Origin of the sequence: Streptantibioticus silvisoli (assembly GCF_027947535.2) — a bacterium.
Classification (GTDB): Bacteria; Actinomycetota; Actinomycetes; order Streptomycetales; family Streptomycetaceae; genus Streptantibioticus_C; species Streptantibioticus_C silvisoli.
In genome coordinates, this window is the sequence record NZ_JAAGKO020000012.1 from 147471 (window position 1) to 164787 (window position 17317).

Annotated in this window: 13 protein-coding genes; 12 read left to right on the forward strand and 1 reads right to left on the reverse strand. The window is 74.3% G+C overall.

The features are described 5' to 3' along the window. Positions 1-181 precede the first annotated feature (181 nt). The 3 genes from POF43_RS11395 (at position 182) to POF43_RS11405 (ending at position 4125) form a co-directional block, all read left to right on the forward strand. Entirely contained in the window at positions 182-1759 is a 1578-nt protein-coding gene (locus tag POF43_RS11395; RefSeq protein WP_271317396.1) for an MFS transporter, read from the forward strand. A 152-nt stretch (positions 1760-1911) separates the two neighbouring features. Continuing rightward, positions 1912-2370 (forward strand): nuclear transport factor 2 family protein, encoded by a 459-nt coding sequence (locus POF43_RS11400; RefSeq protein ID WP_271325246.1) that lies wholly within the window; start codon positions 1912-1914, stop codon positions 2368-2370. A gap of 771 nt (positions 2371-3141) precedes the next feature. Next, positions 3142-4125, forward strand: a complete 984-nt coding sequence (locus POF43_RS11405; RefSeq protein WP_271325154.1) for a quinone oxidoreductase family protein — start codon at positions 3142-3144, stop codon at positions 4123-4125. A 367-nt stretch (positions 4126-4492) separates the two neighbouring features. On the opposite strand, the gene POF43_RS11410 is transcribed toward POF43_RS11405, so the two are convergent. Beyond that, positions 4493-5434, reverse strand: a complete 942-nt coding sequence (locus POF43_RS11410; RefSeq protein WP_271317443.1) for a zinc-binding dehydrogenase — start codon at positions 5432-5434, stop codon at positions 4493-4495. 713 nt (positions 5435-6147) lie between these two features. On the opposite strand from POF43_RS11410, the gene POF43_RS11415 reads away from it, so the two are divergent. From POF43_RS11415 to POF43_RS11455, 9 genes are all read left to right on the forward strand, one after another. Beyond that, positions 6148-6813 carry a response regulator transcription factor gene (locus POF43_RS11415; protein ID WP_271325155.1) on the forward strand — a complete coding sequence of 222 codons (666 nt, stop codon included), beginning with the start codon at positions 6148-6150 and terminating at the stop codon, positions 6811-6813. 692 nt (positions 6814-7505) lie between these two features. Beyond that, entirely contained in the window at positions 7506-8279 is a 774-nt protein-coding gene (locus POF43_RS11420) for an SDR family oxidoreductase (protein ID WP_271318815.1), read from the forward strand. 670 nt (positions 8280-8949) lie between these two features. Beyond that, the gene (gene dmpI, locus POF43_RS11425; protein ID WP_271315771.1) at positions 8950-9132 is read left to right on the forward strand and encodes a 4-oxalocrotonate tautomerase DmpI; all 183 of its coding nucleotides are present in this window, start codon (positions 8950-8952) and stop codon (positions 9130-9132) included. A 202-nt stretch (positions 9133-9334) separates the two neighbouring features. Next, positions 9335-10387 carry a phosphotransferase family protein gene (locus tag POF43_RS11430; protein WP_271315770.1) on the forward strand — a complete coding sequence of 351 codons (1053 nt, stop codon included), beginning with the start codon at positions 9335-9337 and terminating at the stop codon, positions 10385-10387. Positions 10388-10472: 85 nt separating this feature from the next. After that, complete coding sequence (locus POF43_RS11435) at positions 10473-11687, forward strand: acyl-CoA dehydrogenase family protein (RefSeq protein ID WP_271315769.1); 1215 nt, start codon at positions 10473-10475, stop codon at positions 11685-11687. Positions 11688-12066: 379 nt separating this feature from the next. Then, complete coding sequence (locus tag POF43_RS11440; RefSeq protein WP_271315768.1) at positions 12067-13392, forward strand: beta-ketoacyl-[acyl-carrier-protein] synthase family protein; 1326 nt, start codon at positions 12067-12069, stop codon at positions 13390-13392. Then, positions 13389-15218 carry a CoA-transferase gene (locus POF43_RS11445; RefSeq protein ID WP_271315767.1) on the forward strand — a complete coding sequence of 610 codons (1830 nt, stop codon included), beginning with the start codon at positions 13389-13391 and terminating at the stop codon, positions 15216-15218. Before POF43_RS11440 ends, POF43_RS11445 begins: the two co-directional genes overlap by 4 nt. 158 nt (positions 15219-15376) lie before the next feature. Continuing rightward, the gene (locus tag POF43_RS11450; protein WP_271315766.1) at positions 15377-16354 is read left to right on the forward strand and encodes a ketoacyl-ACP synthase III; all 978 of its coding nucleotides are present in this window, start codon (positions 15377-15379) and stop codon (positions 16352-16354) included. A gap of 189 nt (positions 16355-16543) precedes the next feature. Continuing rightward, entirely contained in the window at positions 16544-17212 is a 669-nt protein-coding gene (locus POF43_RS11455) for an HAD-IA family hydrolase (RefSeq protein WP_271324169.1), read from the forward strand. The last annotated feature ends 105 nt before the right edge of the window (positions 17213-17317 follow it).

Consider the following 17317-nt stretch of genomic DNA (forward strand, 5'->3'; position numbering starts at 1 on the left):
GGGACGAGATCCAGAAGCTTTCCCAAAGGACGTCCCGACTGGAGGGACGGCCGCGTCGGCGGCCTTTCACCGGACGTAGTTCTTCATTCGGAGTTCCTTCGCCCTCGACCGGGATCGCCTCCTCACCCTCCGACGCCCCCCGCGGTTCCCCACGAAGCCTTCTTGGCGAATGACAAGGACGATGATGACGAAAGACACCCAGAATGCGACCCGCCGTCCGGCGATCAGCCTGATCACCGTCGTACTCGCGTCACTGCTGCTGCCGATCTCGCTGACGGGCTCCTCGGTGGCGATGCCGGGAGTGGCCAACTCCTTCCACAACACCCTGGCGTCCGGCCAGTGGATCGTGAACGGCTACGACCTGACGTTCGCCAGCTTCATGCTGGCGTGCGGCGCGTTCGCCGACCGGTTCGGCCGCCGCAAGGTCTTCGCGATCGGCACCGCGGTGTTCGCGCTGTGCACCCTGGTGTCGGCGGTCTCCAACGGCATCGTCCTGCTGGACGCGGCGCGGGCGGTGGCCGGTATCGGCGCCGGCGCGATGCTGACCGCGGGCAGCGCGACGCTGGCCCAGGTCTTCGACGGCCCGGCGCGCGCCAAGGCGTTCGGCGTCTTCGGCACCGCGGTCGGCGTCGGCATGGCCTTCGGCCCGTTCATCGCCGGCTCGCTGTCGACCTCGTTCGGCTGGCGGTCCATCTTCTACGTGCCGGCCATCGCCGGCGCCGTGGTGCTGCTGCTGGTGCCGTTCCTGCCCGAGACCCGGGACCCGGACGCCAAGAAGGTGGACTGGGCCGGCACCATCAGCTTCTCCGGCGCGCTCGCGGCGCTGATCGCGGCGCTCATCGAGGGCTCGCAGCTCGGCTGGGCCTCCGGCTTCGACATCGCGATGTACGCGGTGTTCGCGGTGCTGATCACGGTGTTCGTCCGGGTCGAACTGGCCCAGGAACGCCCGATGTTCGACCTGTCGCTGTTCAAGCAGCCGCAGTTCCTGTCGCTGTGCGTCGCGGTCGTGGCGCTGGTGGTGGCCTTCACCCCGCTGCTGGTCTACCTGCCCAGCTACCTCAGCTCGGTCAACGGCGCGACGCTGCGGCACGCCGGCGTCGACATGCTGATGCTGACCGTGCCGACGATCTTCTTCCCGCTGATCGCCGGTTACGTGATGCGCTGGATCCCGATCCGGCACCTGGTGACCGCCTCGGTCGGCTTCACCGCGATCGGCACCGGCTGGCTGACCGTGCTGCACCCGGGCGTCGGCAACTGGGAGGCGCTCGGCCCGTACGCGATCATCGGCATCGGCATCGGTGTGTCGTTCGGCGTGATGGACGGCGCCGCCGTCTCCAGCGTCGACCCGGCGCGGGCCGGCATGGCCGCGGGCATGTTCAACACGATGCGCCTCACCGGTGAGGCGATCGGCATCGCGGTGGTCGGCGCGCTGATGGTGTCCTTCACCCGCAGCCGGCTCGGCAGCCAGCTGAACACCTTCACCGGCGCCTACGGGCACCAGCCGGGCAGGCTCGCCAACACGCTGAACCAGGGCCGGCTCGCCGACGCGCAGGCCACGGTTCCGCAGTCCGCCCGCAGCGCGTTCCACTCCGTCGCCACCCACGCCTACACCGGCGGCCTGCACACCTCGATGTGGGTCATGGCGATCTTCTGCGCCGCGGCCACCGTGCTGGTCGCCGTCGTCGGCGCCCGCTCCGCGCACCCCGCCCCGCAGAGCGCCGGCGACGCCGCTCCCGCCACCGAGCCCGCCCGGGTCTGACCGCTCCCCGGCACCACCCGCCGGGCGGCGCCGCGGCACCCGCCGCGCCGCCGCCCGGGGGCCGGGGCGGCGCCCGCCGCCCCACCGAACTCCCCCCGGCACACCGTTCCCGTCCCGGGGGCACCGCTTTGTTCCGGAAAGGACGATCCACCATGAGCGAACTGACGGTCGAGCGCGTCGGTGAGGCATTCGCCGCCCTGGGGTCCGGGGACCGCGAGAAGATGCTCCAGTACTGGGACGAGAACGTGCGCTTCGAGATCCCCGGCAACCACGCCTACGCCGGCTGGTACGAGGGGCTCGACAGCTTCCTGGGATTCCTCAAGACGGTCGGCGAGATGTCCGGCGGCTCCTACCTGGCCGAGAACATCACGGTCATGGTGAACGCCGAGGACGGCTGGTCGGTGGACGTCAACCGCGACTACGCCCGGCGGGCCGGCGTGCCCGAGGGCGAGACGTCCCCGTACCTGCTCATGGACGTCGAGGCGATGCACCTGCTGCGCTGGCGCGACGGCCGTGTCGTCGAGGGCCGCGGCACCATCCTGGGCGACGGCCTGACCACCTCCTCGCTGTGGTGGTCCCCGATCGCCGCGGACGGCACCCGTACCGCCTGAGCGGCCGCGGAACCCGTCCGGCTCAGGCCCCCGTGCCCCCCGGCGAACACCCCCGGGGCCGGCCCGGGCGCCGGGGCGGCGGCCGCCCCCCGTCGGCCCCGCCCCGGCCATCACTCCCGCTCCACGAGTACGTCGCGCTCCGGCCCGGGTACGTCGTCGTACGGCCCGGATAGGCCGGCGTCCGGTACGGATAGGCCGGCGTCCGGTACGGGTAGGCCGGCGTCCGGTACGGGGAGGTTGCCGCACCGCAGGCGTCGCACCGTTACGCATCCCACCGCACCGGATCGGGCCGCCGGGGCCGCCGTGCCGGGGGCCTGGGGGCCGGCGCCGGTCATGGCTCCGGCCCCGGCTCCGGTGGGCCGCTCCGGGACGCACTTCTGCCTGACGTCGGTCGCACCCCCCGGCGCCGAAGTCCCCTTGTCCGCACAGCCGTTGGGCGAACCGCACCGCTGTTGGGCCAGCCGTACCACCGTCCCGTGAACCGCACTCTCCGTCCCGTGAACCGCACTCTCCGTCCCGTGATCCGCGCCCCCGTCCCGCGTACCGCGCCGCGGTCCCGGCCCGGCGGTGCGGCTCGTACGGCGGACCATCCGGCCTCCGAGGTCCTGATCCGCCGGCACCCACGCCTCCCACGGGTCGACGCCCGGCCGCCGGCCGCCCCCCTTCCCGGGCCGGCGGCCGGGGCCGCGCCGCGACCCGCCGCTCTCCCGCACATCCCGCACATCCCGCCCGGCCGGTCAGCCCGGCCGGCTCCCGATTGACGAGGTCACCATGCGCGCAGCCCGATTCGCCGCCTTCGGCGGGCCCGACGTCCTCACCGTCGACACCGATGTCCCGGCGCCCGCCGACGAGGCCGGCCGGGTGGTCATCGAGGTGTCCCATGCCGGCGTGAACTTCGCCGAAGTCATGTTCCGCCGCGGCCAGTTCCCGGTGGGGCTGCCGCACGTGCCCGGCCTGGAGGCGGTCGGCACGGTCCGCTCGGTCGGCGAGGGCGTCACCGGCCTGGTCCCCGGGCAGCGGGTGGCCGCCCTGGTGATGGAGGGCGGCGGCAATGCCGAACTCGTCAGCGCCCGGGCCGACCTGACCGTCCCGCTGGAGGGGCCGCTGGCCGCCCTGGACTCCGCGACCGCAGCCGCCGTGCCGTGCAACGTCACCACCGCGATCGGCGTGGTGGAGTCGGCCGGCCGGGTGGCGCGGGGCGACAAGGTCCTCGTGCTGGCCGCCGGCGGCGGCGTCGGCAGCGCGGCCGCCCAGCTGGCCCGGGCGGCCGGTGCCGCGCTGGTGGTCGGCGCGGTGAGCACGGCCGCGAAGGCCGAGGCCGCCCTCGCGTTCGGCTACGACGCGGTCGTCACCTACGACGAACTGGCCGACGGGGTCCGCGCGGCCACCGGCGGCACCGGCGTCGACGTCGTCCTCGACTCCGTCGGCGGCCCGGTCCGCAAGGCCGCCAACGACCTGCTGGAGCCGCTGGGCCGGCACGTCGTCTTCGGCGACGCGGCCCAGCAGGACACCGAATTCCCGGCCAACCACGTCTGGTTCACCGCGACCGGCTTCGCCGGCTACAACCTCGGCGGCCTCGCCGGCGCCCGCCCGCTCGTGCTGCGCGAGCACTTCGAGCGGGCCCTGCACGCCGTCGCCTCCGGCGCGGTGCGCGTCGCCGTCACCGAACTCGCCCTCGACGAGGTCGCCAAGGCCCACGAACTGCTGGAATCCCGTTCCTCCACCGGCAAGTTCGTCGTCCGCACCGGCGTCTGACCGCACCGGGACCCCGCCGGGACCGCACCGCCCCCCGCGGTGCGGTCCCGGTCGCGTGAGCCGGTCCACCGTGCCGCAGCCGCTCCCCGCGCGGCTGCGGCACGTCTCGGTTCCACGGCTGGCCGCGGGGGCCGGCGTACGGTTCCGGTGACCACGGAAGCCCCGCACCGGCCGCCGTCGCACGCGGTCCGCCCGCGCGTCCGCGCCCCGGACCGCAGGACGGCGGCAGCCCGCCTCACGGCAGATCCGCGCCTGCCGAACCGCACGGCAACCGGTCCGGCGCCGGCGCGGTCGGCGTGTGCGGCCGCAACGACGACGTCTCCCGCCCCGTCGTGGTCGACGGGGGCGGGAGACGCGGGCGTGGTTGTCAGGAGGCGGTCGTCGCGGAGTGGTCCACGGTGAGGACCGCGTTGCCGATGACGCGGCGGTCGCGCAGGTCGGACAGGACCTCGGCGGTGCGCCGCCAGTCCTCCCGGCGGCCGATGACCGGGTGCAGCAGGCCGCCGGCGGTCAGCCGGACCAGGGTCGCCAGGTCGTCGCCGAAGCCCTCGTCGGAGTGCTCGTAGTGGAAGTGCCGGACGGTGCCCGAGCGCGGGCCCTTGAAGAACTCGAAGAAGCTCAGCTGCGCGGGCTCGCGGGACGCCTGGCCGAACCAGACCATCTGCCCGCGCGGGCGCAGCAGGGACAGCGCCTTCGGGGTGGAGGCGCCGCCGACGGACTCCAGGACGATGTCGAACGTGCCCTCGACGTCGTCCAGGTCGTGCACGACCTCGGCGCCGAACTCCTCCAGTACCTTGCCGCGTTCGGGCGTGGCGGTCACGGCGGTGACGTGCGCGCCGGAGTTGACGGCGAGTTCGGTGGTGTAGTGGCCGACGCCGCCGGAGGCGCCGGTGAGCAGGACGCGCCGGCCGGCCAGCGGGCCAGCCGCACGCAGCAGCCGCAGGGCGGTCAGGCCGGCCAGCGGAAGGGCGGCGGCCTGCTCGAAGGAGACGTCGGCCGGCAGCACCGCGAGGGAGGCGGTGGGCACCGCGACCCGCTGCGCCCAGCCGTTGGCCGGCGGGTGGCCGACGACCCGGCTGCCGGCGGCGGGGCCGGAACCGTCGGCGGCGGCCCGGACCACGACGCCGGCCACGTCCTTGCCGGGCCGGCCGACGCGCTTGATGGGGCCGTGGAGCTGGAAGACCTCGCCGCGGTTGACGGAGAAGACCGCCACCTCGACGACGGCCTCGTTCGCGGCGGGCGACGGCTCGTCGGCCTCTCCGAGTTCGACCATCTCCTCCGGGCGGCCGGTGGGCAGCATCGCCTTCATCGACATCGGGCACTCCTGTGTTCTCGGGTTCACGTCGAATTCGCGCGCTTTCGGCCCGCCGGATTCCGGGATGTCGCGGGTGGGGATTTCCGCCGGCGTGCGGTGGGGGACGCCCTTCACGCGCGTCACCACGCTAGGCGGGAATGCTCCGGCTCCCGCGCCGAATGCCCCGGAGGAGATCGCCGGATGTCCCGAAGGGAACACGGCGGGCGGCCGGCGGGCGTTGCGCCGGGGTGCCCCGGGCAAGGGACCGGGGGAGTACTGCGGGCGATGACCGCGTTCAACGCGCCTGCGGCGAAAGCGGGTTCGGCCCGGTGTGTCCGGCAAGGCGTCGGCCGGAACGCCTGCGGTCCCGGTGGTGGTGGCCGCCGGGACCAGGTCGTGACGGCGTACTTTCGGTGGCCGGGAACGATACGGTGCGTCACACCGGCCGACGGGGGACAATGGCGAGAGGAATCCGGCCCGCAGGACGATGCCGGGTAATCCTTCGGCGCATTCCGGTGTTTCTTCCGGGTGCCGCGCGGGACATGGGCGAACCCCGGAAGTGCCATCGCCGGGATTTTTGGTCCACGCGCCATGCCACTACCGGTGAATTACCGTCGCCGTGCCGTCAAATCGGAGATACGTTCGGGCCGTCCATTCGAAGGAGGAGCCGGCACCCGACCCTTTCTCCGTCCCTGGAGGCAGCTGTGGATACGAAGAGAGCGGCAGCGATGTCTGACGACCACCCGATGTCGTCGCTGTCCCAGCAGAGGGTGGTCGTGGTGGCGGACTCGTTCCCCGTGCCGCGCGGGGCCGTCGCCGCGTTGCTGCGGCACTCGGGGGCGGCGGACGCCACCCACGAGGCCGGCACGGTGGAGGCCGCGCTCGACGCACTGCGCCGGGCGGACGCCGGCATGCTCGTCACCGAGGTCGACCTGGCCGGCCGCGGCGACGGCGTCCACCTGTGCCGCGAGGTCAAGCGGCTGCCCCGGCCGCCGCGGGTGCTGATGTTCACCGGGGCGGAGGACCCGGCCGTGGTCGCCGCCTGCCTGGCCGGCGGCGCCGACGGCTTCGTGCACCGCACGGCCACCCCGGAACGCCTGGTCCGCGCCGTCGAGACGCTCGCCGCCGGCCGCCCGGTGTGGTACCTGCGCGAGCACTGCGGCATCACCGAACTGATCCCCCGCACCCTGCGGGTGCACGGCATGACCGAACGCGAACAGGAGGTGCTCGGCATGCTCCTCGCGCGGTACTCCAACGACGAGATAGCGGCGCAGCTCCACCTGGCCCGGCAGACCGTGAAGAACCACGTGAGCAGCGTCCTGCGCAAACTCGGGGTCACCAACCGGCGCGAACTGCTGACGGCGCAGGGCCCGTCGTGGCCCCGGGGCGGCTGATGACCCGGGCCCGCCACGCGCCGCGGGTCCGCGAACCCCGCGCCGCGTACCGCCGCCGCATTCACGTCCCGGGACACCGGGATACCGGGGCACCGGGGCACCGGGACACCGGGACACCGGGATACCGGGACCGACTGATCAGGGGCCTCACGAACGCGCCGCGATCCGTTGGCCAGGAACCGGGGCTGATGCCTCGGAGGAGATACCGGCGGCGCCCGGAAGCGGGACGCGCGGTTCGTCCGACGGGAAAGGGCCCCGGCCCGCAAGGGATTCACACCGCTGACGGGACGGCCGAAGGCCTTTCCCCCGGCCCACCCGCAATTCCCCCGCCCGCGAGGACGGATCGGCTCCGCCGGGTTACGCGGTCGCCGTGGCGGGTTCTGCCAACGCACCGCTTCGCACCGCCCAGCGCCGACCCGTATCGCACCGCCTCGCTCGCACCGCACGCCCTGCTCCGTCCAGCACCGCACCGCCGGGCCGCGCCGCCCTTGCGCCGACCCGGGCCGCGTCGACCCACACCGCGCCGCCCGGCACCGCACCGGACCGCGCCGCCCAGCACCGCACCGCGCCCCGCCGCACCGCTCCGTCTCGCCCCGATCCGCCCCACCCCCCTCACCCCACTCCACCCCGACCCCGCCGTCCCCGACCGCCTTCGCGGCCGGTGGGCGGCTCACTCCCGGAGGACTGCAACCGTGAGCACAGCTCCCGCGACCGCCCGTTTCCAGGGACGCGTCGCCCTCATCACCGGTGCCAGCCGGGGCATCGGACTCGCCGTGGCCGAGCGGCTGGTCGCCGAAGGCGCGCGGGTCTGCGTCACCGCCCGGTCCGCCGGACCGCTGGACGACGCGGTGCGTGCCCTCGGCGGCGAGCGGCACGCCATCGCGGTCGCCGGACGCGGTGACTCCGCCGAGCACCGCCGCGAGGCGGTGGCCCGCACCCTGGAGGCGTTCGGGCGGCTGGACGTGCTGGTCAACAACACCGGGATCAACCCGGTGTTCGGCCCGGTGCTGGACCTGGAGGACGCCACCGTCCGCAAGGTCTTCGAGGTCAACGTCCTGGCCGCGCTGGGCTGGCTGCGCGAGGCGCACGCGGCGTGGATGGGCGAGCACGGCGGCGCGGTGGTCAACATGACCGCGGTCGCCGGGCTGCGGCCGGCCGCCGGCATCGGCCTGTACGGCGCGAGCAAGGCCGCCCTGATCCACCTGACCGCGCAGCTCGGGCAGGAACTCGGCCCCGGCATCCGGGTCAACGCGATCGCCCCCGCGGTCGTCAAGACCCGGTTCGCGGCGAAGCTGTACGAGGAGCGGGAGAAGGAGATCGCCGCCGGCTACGCCCTCGACCGGCTCGGCACCCCCGAGGACATCGCCGCGGCGGTGGCGTACCTGGCGTCCGACGACGCCTCCTGGGTCACCGGCCAGACCCTCGCCGTCGACGGCGGCCTGGTCGGCGCGGGCGGCGGAGTCTGACCGGCCGGCGGTCACCCCGGCGCCGCAGCCTCCGCGAGGCGACCCGCCGCCGACGCTGAGGTCTTCGCCGTGGGCCCCTTCGGCGTGGGCCCCGTCGGCGTGGGCCTCCGAAGCATGGGCCCCTCCGGCGCCCGACCCCGACAGCGCCGGTCCCCTCACCGTGTGCCCCCTCAGCGCCGACCCCAACAGCACCGACCGCCCCGCCCCCGTAGGCCCACTCCCACTCCCCGGCCCCCGGCGACCGCATGGTCACCGGGGGCCGGGGCGCGTGGCGGGCGGTTCGCGGGAAAGCCGGGAGCCGGTCCGGACGGGCCGGCGGCAGGGCCGGTGAGCGGTGTGACCGGTGTGACCGGCCAGGAGAACCACGGGAATGCCGAAGGCCGTTTCGAACGAGCCGTCCCCCGCCCGGAAAGGCAAGTGGGAAAGCGCGCAAGGAATACGGATTCCGGTGTGCCCAAGGAAACACGCGGTAGGCGCGTGAAGTGACATCGGGGCGAAGCGCCGCCGCGCGAAAGCGGCGGGTGAATCGGCCGGGTGTTCCTTTGGGGGCAAGGACGCCCGCCCTTGGGCGCATTCTGCTTGAGGCGGTCCGCGGGCGGCGCATAACGTCGTTGATGTGCCGGGCCGTCGCTGGAAAGACGGCCCGGGGTTTCGTTCCCGAGGAGGACTCATGCCCGTCGTCACCATTCTTCAGGGCCCGCGTGACGTGGAGCTCAAGCGCGACCTGGTCGCCCGCATCACCGACGCCTTTGTCGACGCGTACAAGATCCCGGCCGAGACCGTCCAGGTCTGGATCACCGAGACCCCGGCCGACAGCTGGGCCGCCGCGGGCAAGCTCATCGCCGACAGCTGAGCGTCCCGCACGCCACACCACGGTCCCGGCCGCCGCGCTGACGGCGGCCGGGACCGTGGTGTTGGCGGGCAGCGTCCCGCGTTCCCGGTCCCGTCCGCCGCCGAACCGTGCAAGGAGCACCCGTGCCGCAGACCATGAGCACCAAGGGCTTGAAGCCTCACCGCGTGCGCCCGCCGTGGCAGGCCCGACCGGCGGTGCCGCGATGAGCGGCCCGCTGCCCGGCGTCCGGCCCGCCACACCGGCCGGGATCGACCCGGACCGCCTGGCGTCCTGGCTGGCCGGGCACCTGCCGTGGCCCGGACCGCTGGGCGCGGTCACCCTGCTGGCCGGCGGCCGGTCCAACCTGACCTACCGGGTCGAGTGGGGCGACCGGCCGCTCGTGCTGCGCCGCCCGCCGCTGGGCCACGTACTGGCCACCGCGCACGACATGGCCCGCGAGCACCGGGTGCTGACCGCGCTCGGCCCGACCCCGGTGCCCGTGCCGCGCACCGGGGGACTGTGCGAGGACCCCGGCGTGCTGGGCGCGCCGTTCTACGTGATGGAACTGGCCGACGGCATCGCCCTGCGCGGCGACGCGGACCTCGCGCCGTTCGGGCCGCGGGCGGCCGGGCGCATCGCGTACGCGCTCGTCGACACCCTCGCCACGCTGCACGCGGTGGACGCCGAGGCGTGCGGGCTGGGCGGCTTCGGCCGGCCGGAGGGGTTCATGGCCCGCCAGGTGCGCCGCTGGCGCCGCCAGTGGGACGACTCGCGGACCCGCGAGGTGCCCGGCGCCGACCGGCTCAACGACCGGCTCGCCGCCGGCTGCCCGCCCTCGGTCCCCGGCCGGCTGGTGCACGGCGACTTCAAGCTCGACAACGTCCTGCTCGATTCGGCCGACCCCGGCCGGGTGACCGCCGTCCTGGACTGGGAGATGGCCACCCTCGGCGACCCGCTCGCCGACCTGGGCATGTTCTGCATGTACTGGGACGGCTTCGGCGGCCTGGACCGCTCCCCGGTGGCCTCGCCCGGCGCGCTGCCCGGCTGGCCGCGGACCGCCGACCTCGTGCGGCGGTACGCCCGCCACCACGGCGACGGCCTCGAACACCTCGACTGGTACGTCGCGTTCGCCTTCTACAAGATCGCGGCGATCCTGGAGGGCATCCACTGCCGCGCCGCGGCCGGCCTGACCGTCGGCGACGAGTCCGCCGACGTCGCCGACGCCGTGCCGGTGCTGGTCGAACGCGGTCACGCCGTGCTCGACGGCCTCCGCTGAGCCGCCCCGCCCGCACCGTTCGCCGTTCCCCTTGCCCCTGCCCGTTCCCGTTGCCCCGTTCCCGTTGCCCCGGCTGGAGATCCCGATGGAATTCGCCTACGACGCGACCACCGAAGAACTGCGCGCCCGGCTGTCCGCCTTCCTCGACGAGCACGTCCTGCCCGCGGAGCCGGTCTTCGCCGCCGAGTACGCCGCCGGCGAGCCGTGGCACCGGCCGCCGGTGCTGGCCCGGCTGAAGACCGAGGCCCGGCGGCAGGGCCTGTGGAACCTGTTCCTGCCCGGCACGCGCTACGGCGCCGGGCTGACCAACCTCCAGTACGCGCCGCTGGCGGAACTCACCGGGCGCAGCCCGTTCCTGGCGCCGGAGGCGGTCAACTGCGCCGCGCCGGACACCGGGAACATGGAACTGCTGACCGCCTTCGGCACCCCCGCCCAGCAGGACCGCTGGCTCAAGCCGCTGCTGGACGGCTCGATCCGTTCCGCGTTCTGCATGACCGAGCCCGAGGTCGCCTCGTGCGACGCGGCCAACATCGCCACCCGCATCGTGCGCGACGGCGACGAGTACGTCGTCAACGGGCGCAAGTGGTGGTCGTCCGGTGCGATGGCCCCGGACTGCGAGCTGTTCGTGGTGATGGGCAAGACCGACCCGGACGGCCCGCGGCACCGCCAGCAGTCGATGGTCCTGGTGCCGCGCGACACCCCCGGTGTGGACGTCAGGCGCGGGGTGACCGTCTTCGGCTACACCGACGGGCCGCACGGCGGGCACGGCGAGATCGTCTTCACCGACGTGCGGGTGCCGGCCGAGAACCTGGTCGGCGGCGAGGGCGACGGGTTCGCCATCGCGCAGGCGCGGCTCGGGCCGGGCCGTATCCACCACTGCATGCGGCTGATCGGCATGGCCGAGCGGGCCTTCGACCTGATGTGCCGACGGGTGGGCGCGCGCACCGCGTTCGGCCGCCCGCTGGCCGAGCAGGGCGTGATCCGCGAGTGGATCGCGGAGTCCCGGGTGCGCATCGAGATGGCGCGGCTGCTGGTGCTCAAGACCGCGTGGCTGATGGACACCGTGGGCAACAAGGGCGCCCACACCGAGATCCAGTCCATCAAGATCGCGGTCCCGGCGATGGCCGAATGGGTCCTGGACAAGGCGATCCAGGCGCACGGCGGCGGCGGGGTCTCCCAGGACTTCCCGCTCGCCCAGCTGTGGGCGCACGCGCGCACCCTGCGGCTGGCCGACGGCCCCGACGAGGTGCACCGCGCCTCCCTCGCCCGCCGCGAACTGCGCCGCTACGAGGCCGACTAGCCACCCCGCGTCCTTCCCCCGCCGGCCGCCGCCGTTCCGCTTCCCGGGACGGCGGCGGCCGTTCGCGTCCCCGGACCGCGCGCCGCCGCCGACCGGGAACCTCCCGCGGAGCGGCGGCCCTCGCGGCACCGGAAATCCGATCATGTAATTCGATCATGGAATGCGGCGGCGGACATCCGGGGGCGGGCCCGGCGCGGTCCGCCAATGGATCATGAGGTGGCCGGCCCGGGTAATTCGGTGGATCATCGAATTCCGCATGCGCGGTACTCCCTTGGTGGAAGTCGGCCTCGGCCGGTGGTACCCGCGGTACCGGTCGTCCCGGCGATCCAGTACCCGGCGGCCCATGGAATCCGCGAAGTCCCCGAATAGAGTTTTGGCCATGACGAACAAGGAATTCGAGCACCACAATGCCGAAAGTTCCCCGCCGACGTCATTCCTCGCCTCGTGTGACGAAGGCATCGTGATCACCGGTATCGGCGTGGTCCTGCCCAACACGCGGACGGTCGACCAATTCTGGACCAACATCTCCCAGGGCCGCTCCCAGATCGGCCGGCTCACCCGGTTCGACGGTGAGGCGGCCGGCCTGCCGGTCCACGCGGCGGCCGAGATCAACGGCTTCGACCACCACGCCTTCCTCCCCGAGCTCACCGACGGCCACGCGGCGAAGTACTCGCGGGAGATCCTGATCACCATGTCCGCGGTCGCCGAGGCCCGCCGCGACGCCGGACTGCCGATCGACGGCATCGACCCGCGCCGGCTGGGCATCGTGATGTCCTCCTCGCGCGGCCCGCTGGCGTGGTGGCGCGACGTGCTGACCGGCGCCGACCCCGCCGCGTTCGGCGACAAGGGCGCGATGTTCCGCGGCATGGCCGGCTGCCCCGCCACGCTGTCGGCCATCTACAACAACGCCCAGGGCCTGGTCACCACCATCAGCAACGCCTGCGTGGGCGGCCACCAGGCCATCGGGCTGGCGCTGCGCGAACTGCGCTCCGGCGCGGCCGACGCGATGCTGGTCGGCGGCCACGAGTTCCCGATCATGCCGGAGGTCGTCTCCTGCTACCGGGCGGCCGGCAAGGGCGTGATGTCCACCGAGCGCGACGACCCGTCCCGCGCCGTGCGCCCCTACAGCGCCGACCGCGAGGGCTTCGCGCTCGGTGAGGGCTCGGTCGTGCTGTGCCTGGAACGCGAGTCCACCGCCAAGGCCCGCGGCGCGCGGATCTACTCCGAGGTGCTGTCCGCGGCGAGCCTCAACGAGGCCGCGCACCCCACCACCATGGACCTCACCGGCAAGGTCACCGCCTCCCTCATCGAGGACGCCCTCGCCGACGCCGGCCGCTCCGCCGCCGACGTCGACTACTTCTGCGCCCACGGCACCGCCACCCGCTACAACGACATCGCCGAGACCCGCGCGCTGCGCGCCCTCTACCCCGAGGCGAGCGCCGCGCAGCTGCCGCCGATCAGCTCCAACAAGCCGATCTACGGCCACACGTTCGGCATGGCGGGCATCATCAACGTCGCCGCGACCAGTCTGATGGTCCACCACCAGGCGATCGCGCCGACCATCAACCTCACCACCCGCGACCCCGAGTGCGACCACGACCACGTCTTCGAGGGCCTGCGCCCCGCGCGCCTGGACCTGGCGGTGTCGATGTCGTTCGCGTTCGGCAGCCAGACCTCCGTGGTCACCGTGGGGGCGCCGTCATGAGCCGGCCGCTGATCGCCGCGGACGTCGACGACCTGGTGCGCCGCCTGATCGGCCCCGGCGACCACGTCCACCTGGCCGGCACCCCGTCCCGGCCGAACGCCCTGACGTACGCGCTGTGCCGGGTGCTGGGCGCCGAAGGACACCTGACCGTCAGCACCACCGCCGTGCACTCCTCGGCGCACGCCCTGGCCCTGTCCGGGGTGGCCGACAAGGTCATCGCCGGGTTCGCCGGCGACACCTACCCCTCGCCGCGCCCCAACCCGCTGTACGCGGGGCTGACGCGGGGCGAGCCGTTCACCTTCGAGGCCTGGTCGCTGCTCAGCTACCTCCAGCGGCTGATGGCCGGCGCGCAGGGCGCCCCCTACGCCGTCACCGGGTCGCTGGACGGCACCGACCTGGCCGAGGGCAAGCCCGGCGTACTGCACCGGATGCCCGACCCGGCCGACCCGGAGCGGCGGATCACCCTGCTGGCACCGCTGCGCCCGGACGTCACCCTGGTGCACGCGGTCGCCGCGGACGAGGACGGCAACATCGCGATGGTCCCGCCGCTCGGGGAGGGCGCCTGGGCCGCGTACGCCGCCAAGCGGGGTGTCATCGCCTCGGTGGAACGCATCGTCGGCCGCGAGGAGTTGCGCGCCATCGCCGACCGGGTCGTCATCCCCGGCCAGCGGGTGCTCGGGCTGTGCGAGGCGCCGCTGGGCGCCCACCCGCAGTCGCTGCGCACCGGCGGACTGGCCGGCATTCCCGGCTACCTCGACGACTACGCGTTCCTGGAGGAGATCGTCGAGTCCTGCCACGGCCCGGAACGCGGCACCGACTGGTACCGCGACTGGGTGGCCGGCCCCGGCTCGCACGCCGGCTACCTGGAACGGCTCGGCCGCGCCAGGACCGCCGCGCTCGCCGAACCGCTGGCCGCGCCGCGCGAGGACTGGGCGGCGGAGACCGAACTGCTCCAGGAGATCACCCGCGCCGAGCAGCACACCGTCGCACGGGCCCGTCCCGCCGGCACACCACCCGCCGCCCGCACCGCCGGCGTCCGCACCCCGGGCCCGCCACCGCCCGCGACGGCGCCGGCCACCGCGCAGGAACGGCTGATCGTGCTGGGCGCCCGCGCGGTGGCCGACCAGGTGCGGCTCCACGGCTACGACACGCTGCTCGCCGGCATCGGCACCTCGCACATGGCCGCCTGGCTCGCCGCCGAACGGCTGCGGTCCGGCGGGCACGAGGTCAAGGTCGTCGCCGAGCTCGGGGCGTACGGCTTCACCCCGCAGCCGGGCGACGTCTACCTGTTCAGCCTGCTGCACGCGGCACGCAGCGAGATGCTCGCCGGCATCCCGGAGATCCTCGGCGGCATGGTCGCCGCCAACCCCCGGGCGCTCGGCGTGCTGGCGGCCGCCGAGATCGACCGCACCGGCACCATCAACACCAGCGTGGGCGCGGACGGCCGCTGGCTGACCGGTTCCGGCGGCGCCAACGACATCGCATCCTCGACCGACTGCGTGGTCATCGCACCGTCCTCGCGGCGGCGTTACGTCGAGACGGTCGGCTACCGCACCAGCCCCGGTGACCGGGTCCGCGAGGTGGTCAGCGACTTCGGCCGCTTCCGCCGCGCCACCGGCGACGAACCGTTCCGGCTGGCGACCTGGCTGGCGCCCGACGAGAAGCCCGCCGGCGACCGGACCCGCACCGAGGAACTGGCCGCGGCGGCCGTCGCGGCACGCACCCGGTGGGCCTCGGACGTCGCCGGCGTCGTGGACGAGAAGCCCGTCGCCGACGAGGAACTCGCCGTCCTGCGCGCCCTGGACCCGGCCGGCCGCTACCGCTGACCCCCGCCGCGCCGGAACGCCGGCCCCGGAACGCCGGCCCCGGAACGTCGGCGCCGCGCGCCCGTACGCCTTCTCGTCCCACCGTGAGCACACCGCACCCCGCTCCACGGCATCCGCGTGCCCGCACGTCTTCCCATCCCACCGCGAGGAGACCGACCATGCATGTCCGCACCGAAGGCCGAACCTGGACCGGAACCGGCCTGCGCTTCAGCGGCCTCGGCCACTACTTCCCCCGCAACCGCCGGTTCCACGACGGCGAGGTGACGGTGGGGGGCCGCACCTACCCGCCCGGCGCGGCCGACGAGCTGGGCGTGCGCAGCCTGCACGTGGCCGACGAGGACGAGACGCTGGAGTTCATGGCGGTCCAGGCCGCCCGCGCCGCCCTGGAGGACGCCGGCCACGACGCGTCCGACGCCGACCTGGTGGTGCTGGCCAACTGGACCGACCGGCAGTGGATCCCGGAGATCGCCCCCGGCGTCGCCACCGCGCTCGGCGCGCACGGCGCCCTCGCGTTCGACGTCTGCGGCGCCTGCACCGGCTTCGTCCACGGCGTGCAGACCGCCGCCGCGATGCTCAACGGCCACCCCGGCTGGCGGCGCGCGGTCGTGGTGGCCGCCGACCGCTTCACCCGGCGGGCCAGACCCGGCACCCGCGGCCAGCTGGTCTTCGGCGACGCCGCCGGCGCGGTCGTACTGGAGAAGGGCGACCCGGACGACCCCAGCGGCCTGCTCGACTCCGTCCTGGACTGCGACTCCACCGAGGCCGACACCGTCGCCGCCCGGCCGCCGGAGGGCTGGCTGCGCCCCAAGCCCGAGCTGATCGACCTCGCGGTCCGCTCCAGCCTGAAGGTGGCCGACAACGTCCTGACCCGCAACGGCCTGAAGACCTCCGACATCGACTGGCTGGTGCCGCACCCCGGCAACAACGCCATCCACGCCGGCGTCCGCGACGGCCTCGACCTGCCGCGGGAGAAGTTCCTCACCAACTTCGCCGACCGCGGCAACACCGGCTGCGCCTCCATCCCGATCGCGCTGTCGGAGTTCTCCCGCAGCGGTGTGCTGTCCCCGGGCGACCTGGTGCTGTCCACCGCCGTCGGTTCCGGCTGGTACTACGGCGGCCTGCTGTACCGCCTGTGACCCGCGACGTGCCGTACGCCTGCGGCCGGCCCGCGGCGCCCGGCGCCCGATCCACCGCGCGCGTGATCCCCGCGGCACCCCGCCCCTGATCCACCGCGCGCCCCGCCGTACCGCCACGCCGGCCGGCCCCGCGGCACCGCCGCGGCGTCCCGCCCGACCCGTCCATCCCGCCATCGCGAAGGACCCGCCATGACCCACGCTCCTCGCCCGCTCGCCGTCTGGACCGACTTCGGCGGCGTGCTCACCCCGCCGGTCGACGTCACGTTCCGGGAGTTCAGCACCCGGGCCAACGTTCCGCTGCACGCCCTGAAGGAGGCCATGCGGCTCGTCGGCGAGGCCCACGGGACCGACTCGATGGGGGTGCTCGACACCCCGATGCTGGACGAGGAGTCCTGGTCGCGGGAGGTCGAGGCGGCGCTGGCCGGCACCTTCGGCGTCGACGCGGACCTGAGCCGGTTCGGCGAACGCTGGTTCGCCGGCCGCCCGGCCAACGCCGACTGGAAGGCGCGGCTGGAGGGCTTCCGCGCCGCCGGCGCCTTCATCGGCCTGCTGTCCAACCTGCCGCCGTCCTGGGAACGGCACCGCCGCTTCATGATCGACGACTCGCACTTCGACGACATCGTCTGCTCGTACGCGGTCGGCTGCCGCAAGCCCGAACCGGAGATCTTCCGGATCGCCGCCGCCCGCGCCGGCCGCGCCCCGCACGAATGCGTCCTGGTGGACGACGTGGAGAAGAACGTCGTCGGCGCCGCGGCGGCCGGCTGGCACGCGGTCCTCTTCCACGACGCCGCCCAGGCCGCCGGCCAGGTCGCCGCCCTGCTGGAATCCGCGGCCCCGGTCCCGGCCCGGTCGGCGTGAGGCCGTGAGGGCGTGACGGCCGAGGGCGTGAGGGCATGACGGCCAACGGCTTGATGGCCGGCCGCTGACCGCCGACCGTCGCCCCCCAACACCGCCCCCCAACAC

Excerpts from the sequence above, each read along its gene's own strand:
- POF43_RS11395 (WP_271317396.1), top strand. The coding sequence starts at position 182 with ATGATGACGAAAGACACCCAGAATGCGACCCGCCGTCCGGCGATCAGC.
- POF43_RS11400 (WP_271325246.1), top strand. The coding sequence starts at position 1,912 with ATGAGCGAACTGACGGTCGAGCGCGTCGGTGAGGCATTCGCCGCCCTG.
- POF43_RS11405 (WP_271325154.1), top strand. The coding sequence starts at position 3,142 with ATGCGCGCAGCCCGATTCGCCGCCTTCGGCGGGCCCGACGTCCTCACC.
- POF43_RS11410 (WP_271317443.1), bottom strand. The coding sequence starts at position 5,434 with ATGAAGGCGATGCTGCCCACCGGCCGCCCGGAGGAGATGGTCGAACTC.
- POF43_RS11415 (WP_271325155.1), top strand. The coding sequence starts at position 6,148 with ATGTCTGACGACCACCCGATGTCGTCGCTGTCCCAGCAGAGGGTGGTC.
- dmpI (WP_271315771.1), top strand. The coding sequence starts at position 8,950 with ATGCCCGTCGTCACCATTCTTCAGGGCCCGCGTGACGTGGAGCTCAAG.
- POF43_RS11430 (WP_271315770.1), top strand. The coding sequence starts at position 9,335 with ATGAGCGGCCCGCTGCCCGGCGTCCGGCCCGCCACACCGGCCGGGATC.
- POF43_RS11435 (WP_271315769.1), top strand. The coding sequence starts at position 10,473 with ATGGAATTCGCCTACGACGCGACCACCGAAGAACTGCGCGCCCGGCTG.
- POF43_RS11440 (WP_271315768.1), top strand. The coding sequence starts at position 12,067 with ATGACGAACAAGGAATTCGAGCACCACAATGCCGAAAGTTCCCCGCCG.
- POF43_RS11445 (WP_271315767.1), top strand. The coding sequence starts at position 13,389 with ATGAGCCGGCCGCTGATCGCCGCGGACGTCGACGACCTGGTGCGCCGC.
- POF43_RS11450 (WP_271315766.1), top strand. The coding sequence starts at position 15,377 with ATGCATGTCCGCACCGAAGGCCGAACCTGGACCGGAACCGGCCTGCGC.
- POF43_RS11455 (WP_271324169.1), top strand. The coding sequence starts at position 16,544 with ATGACCCACGCTCCTCGCCCGCTCGCCGTCTGGACCGACTTCGGCGGC.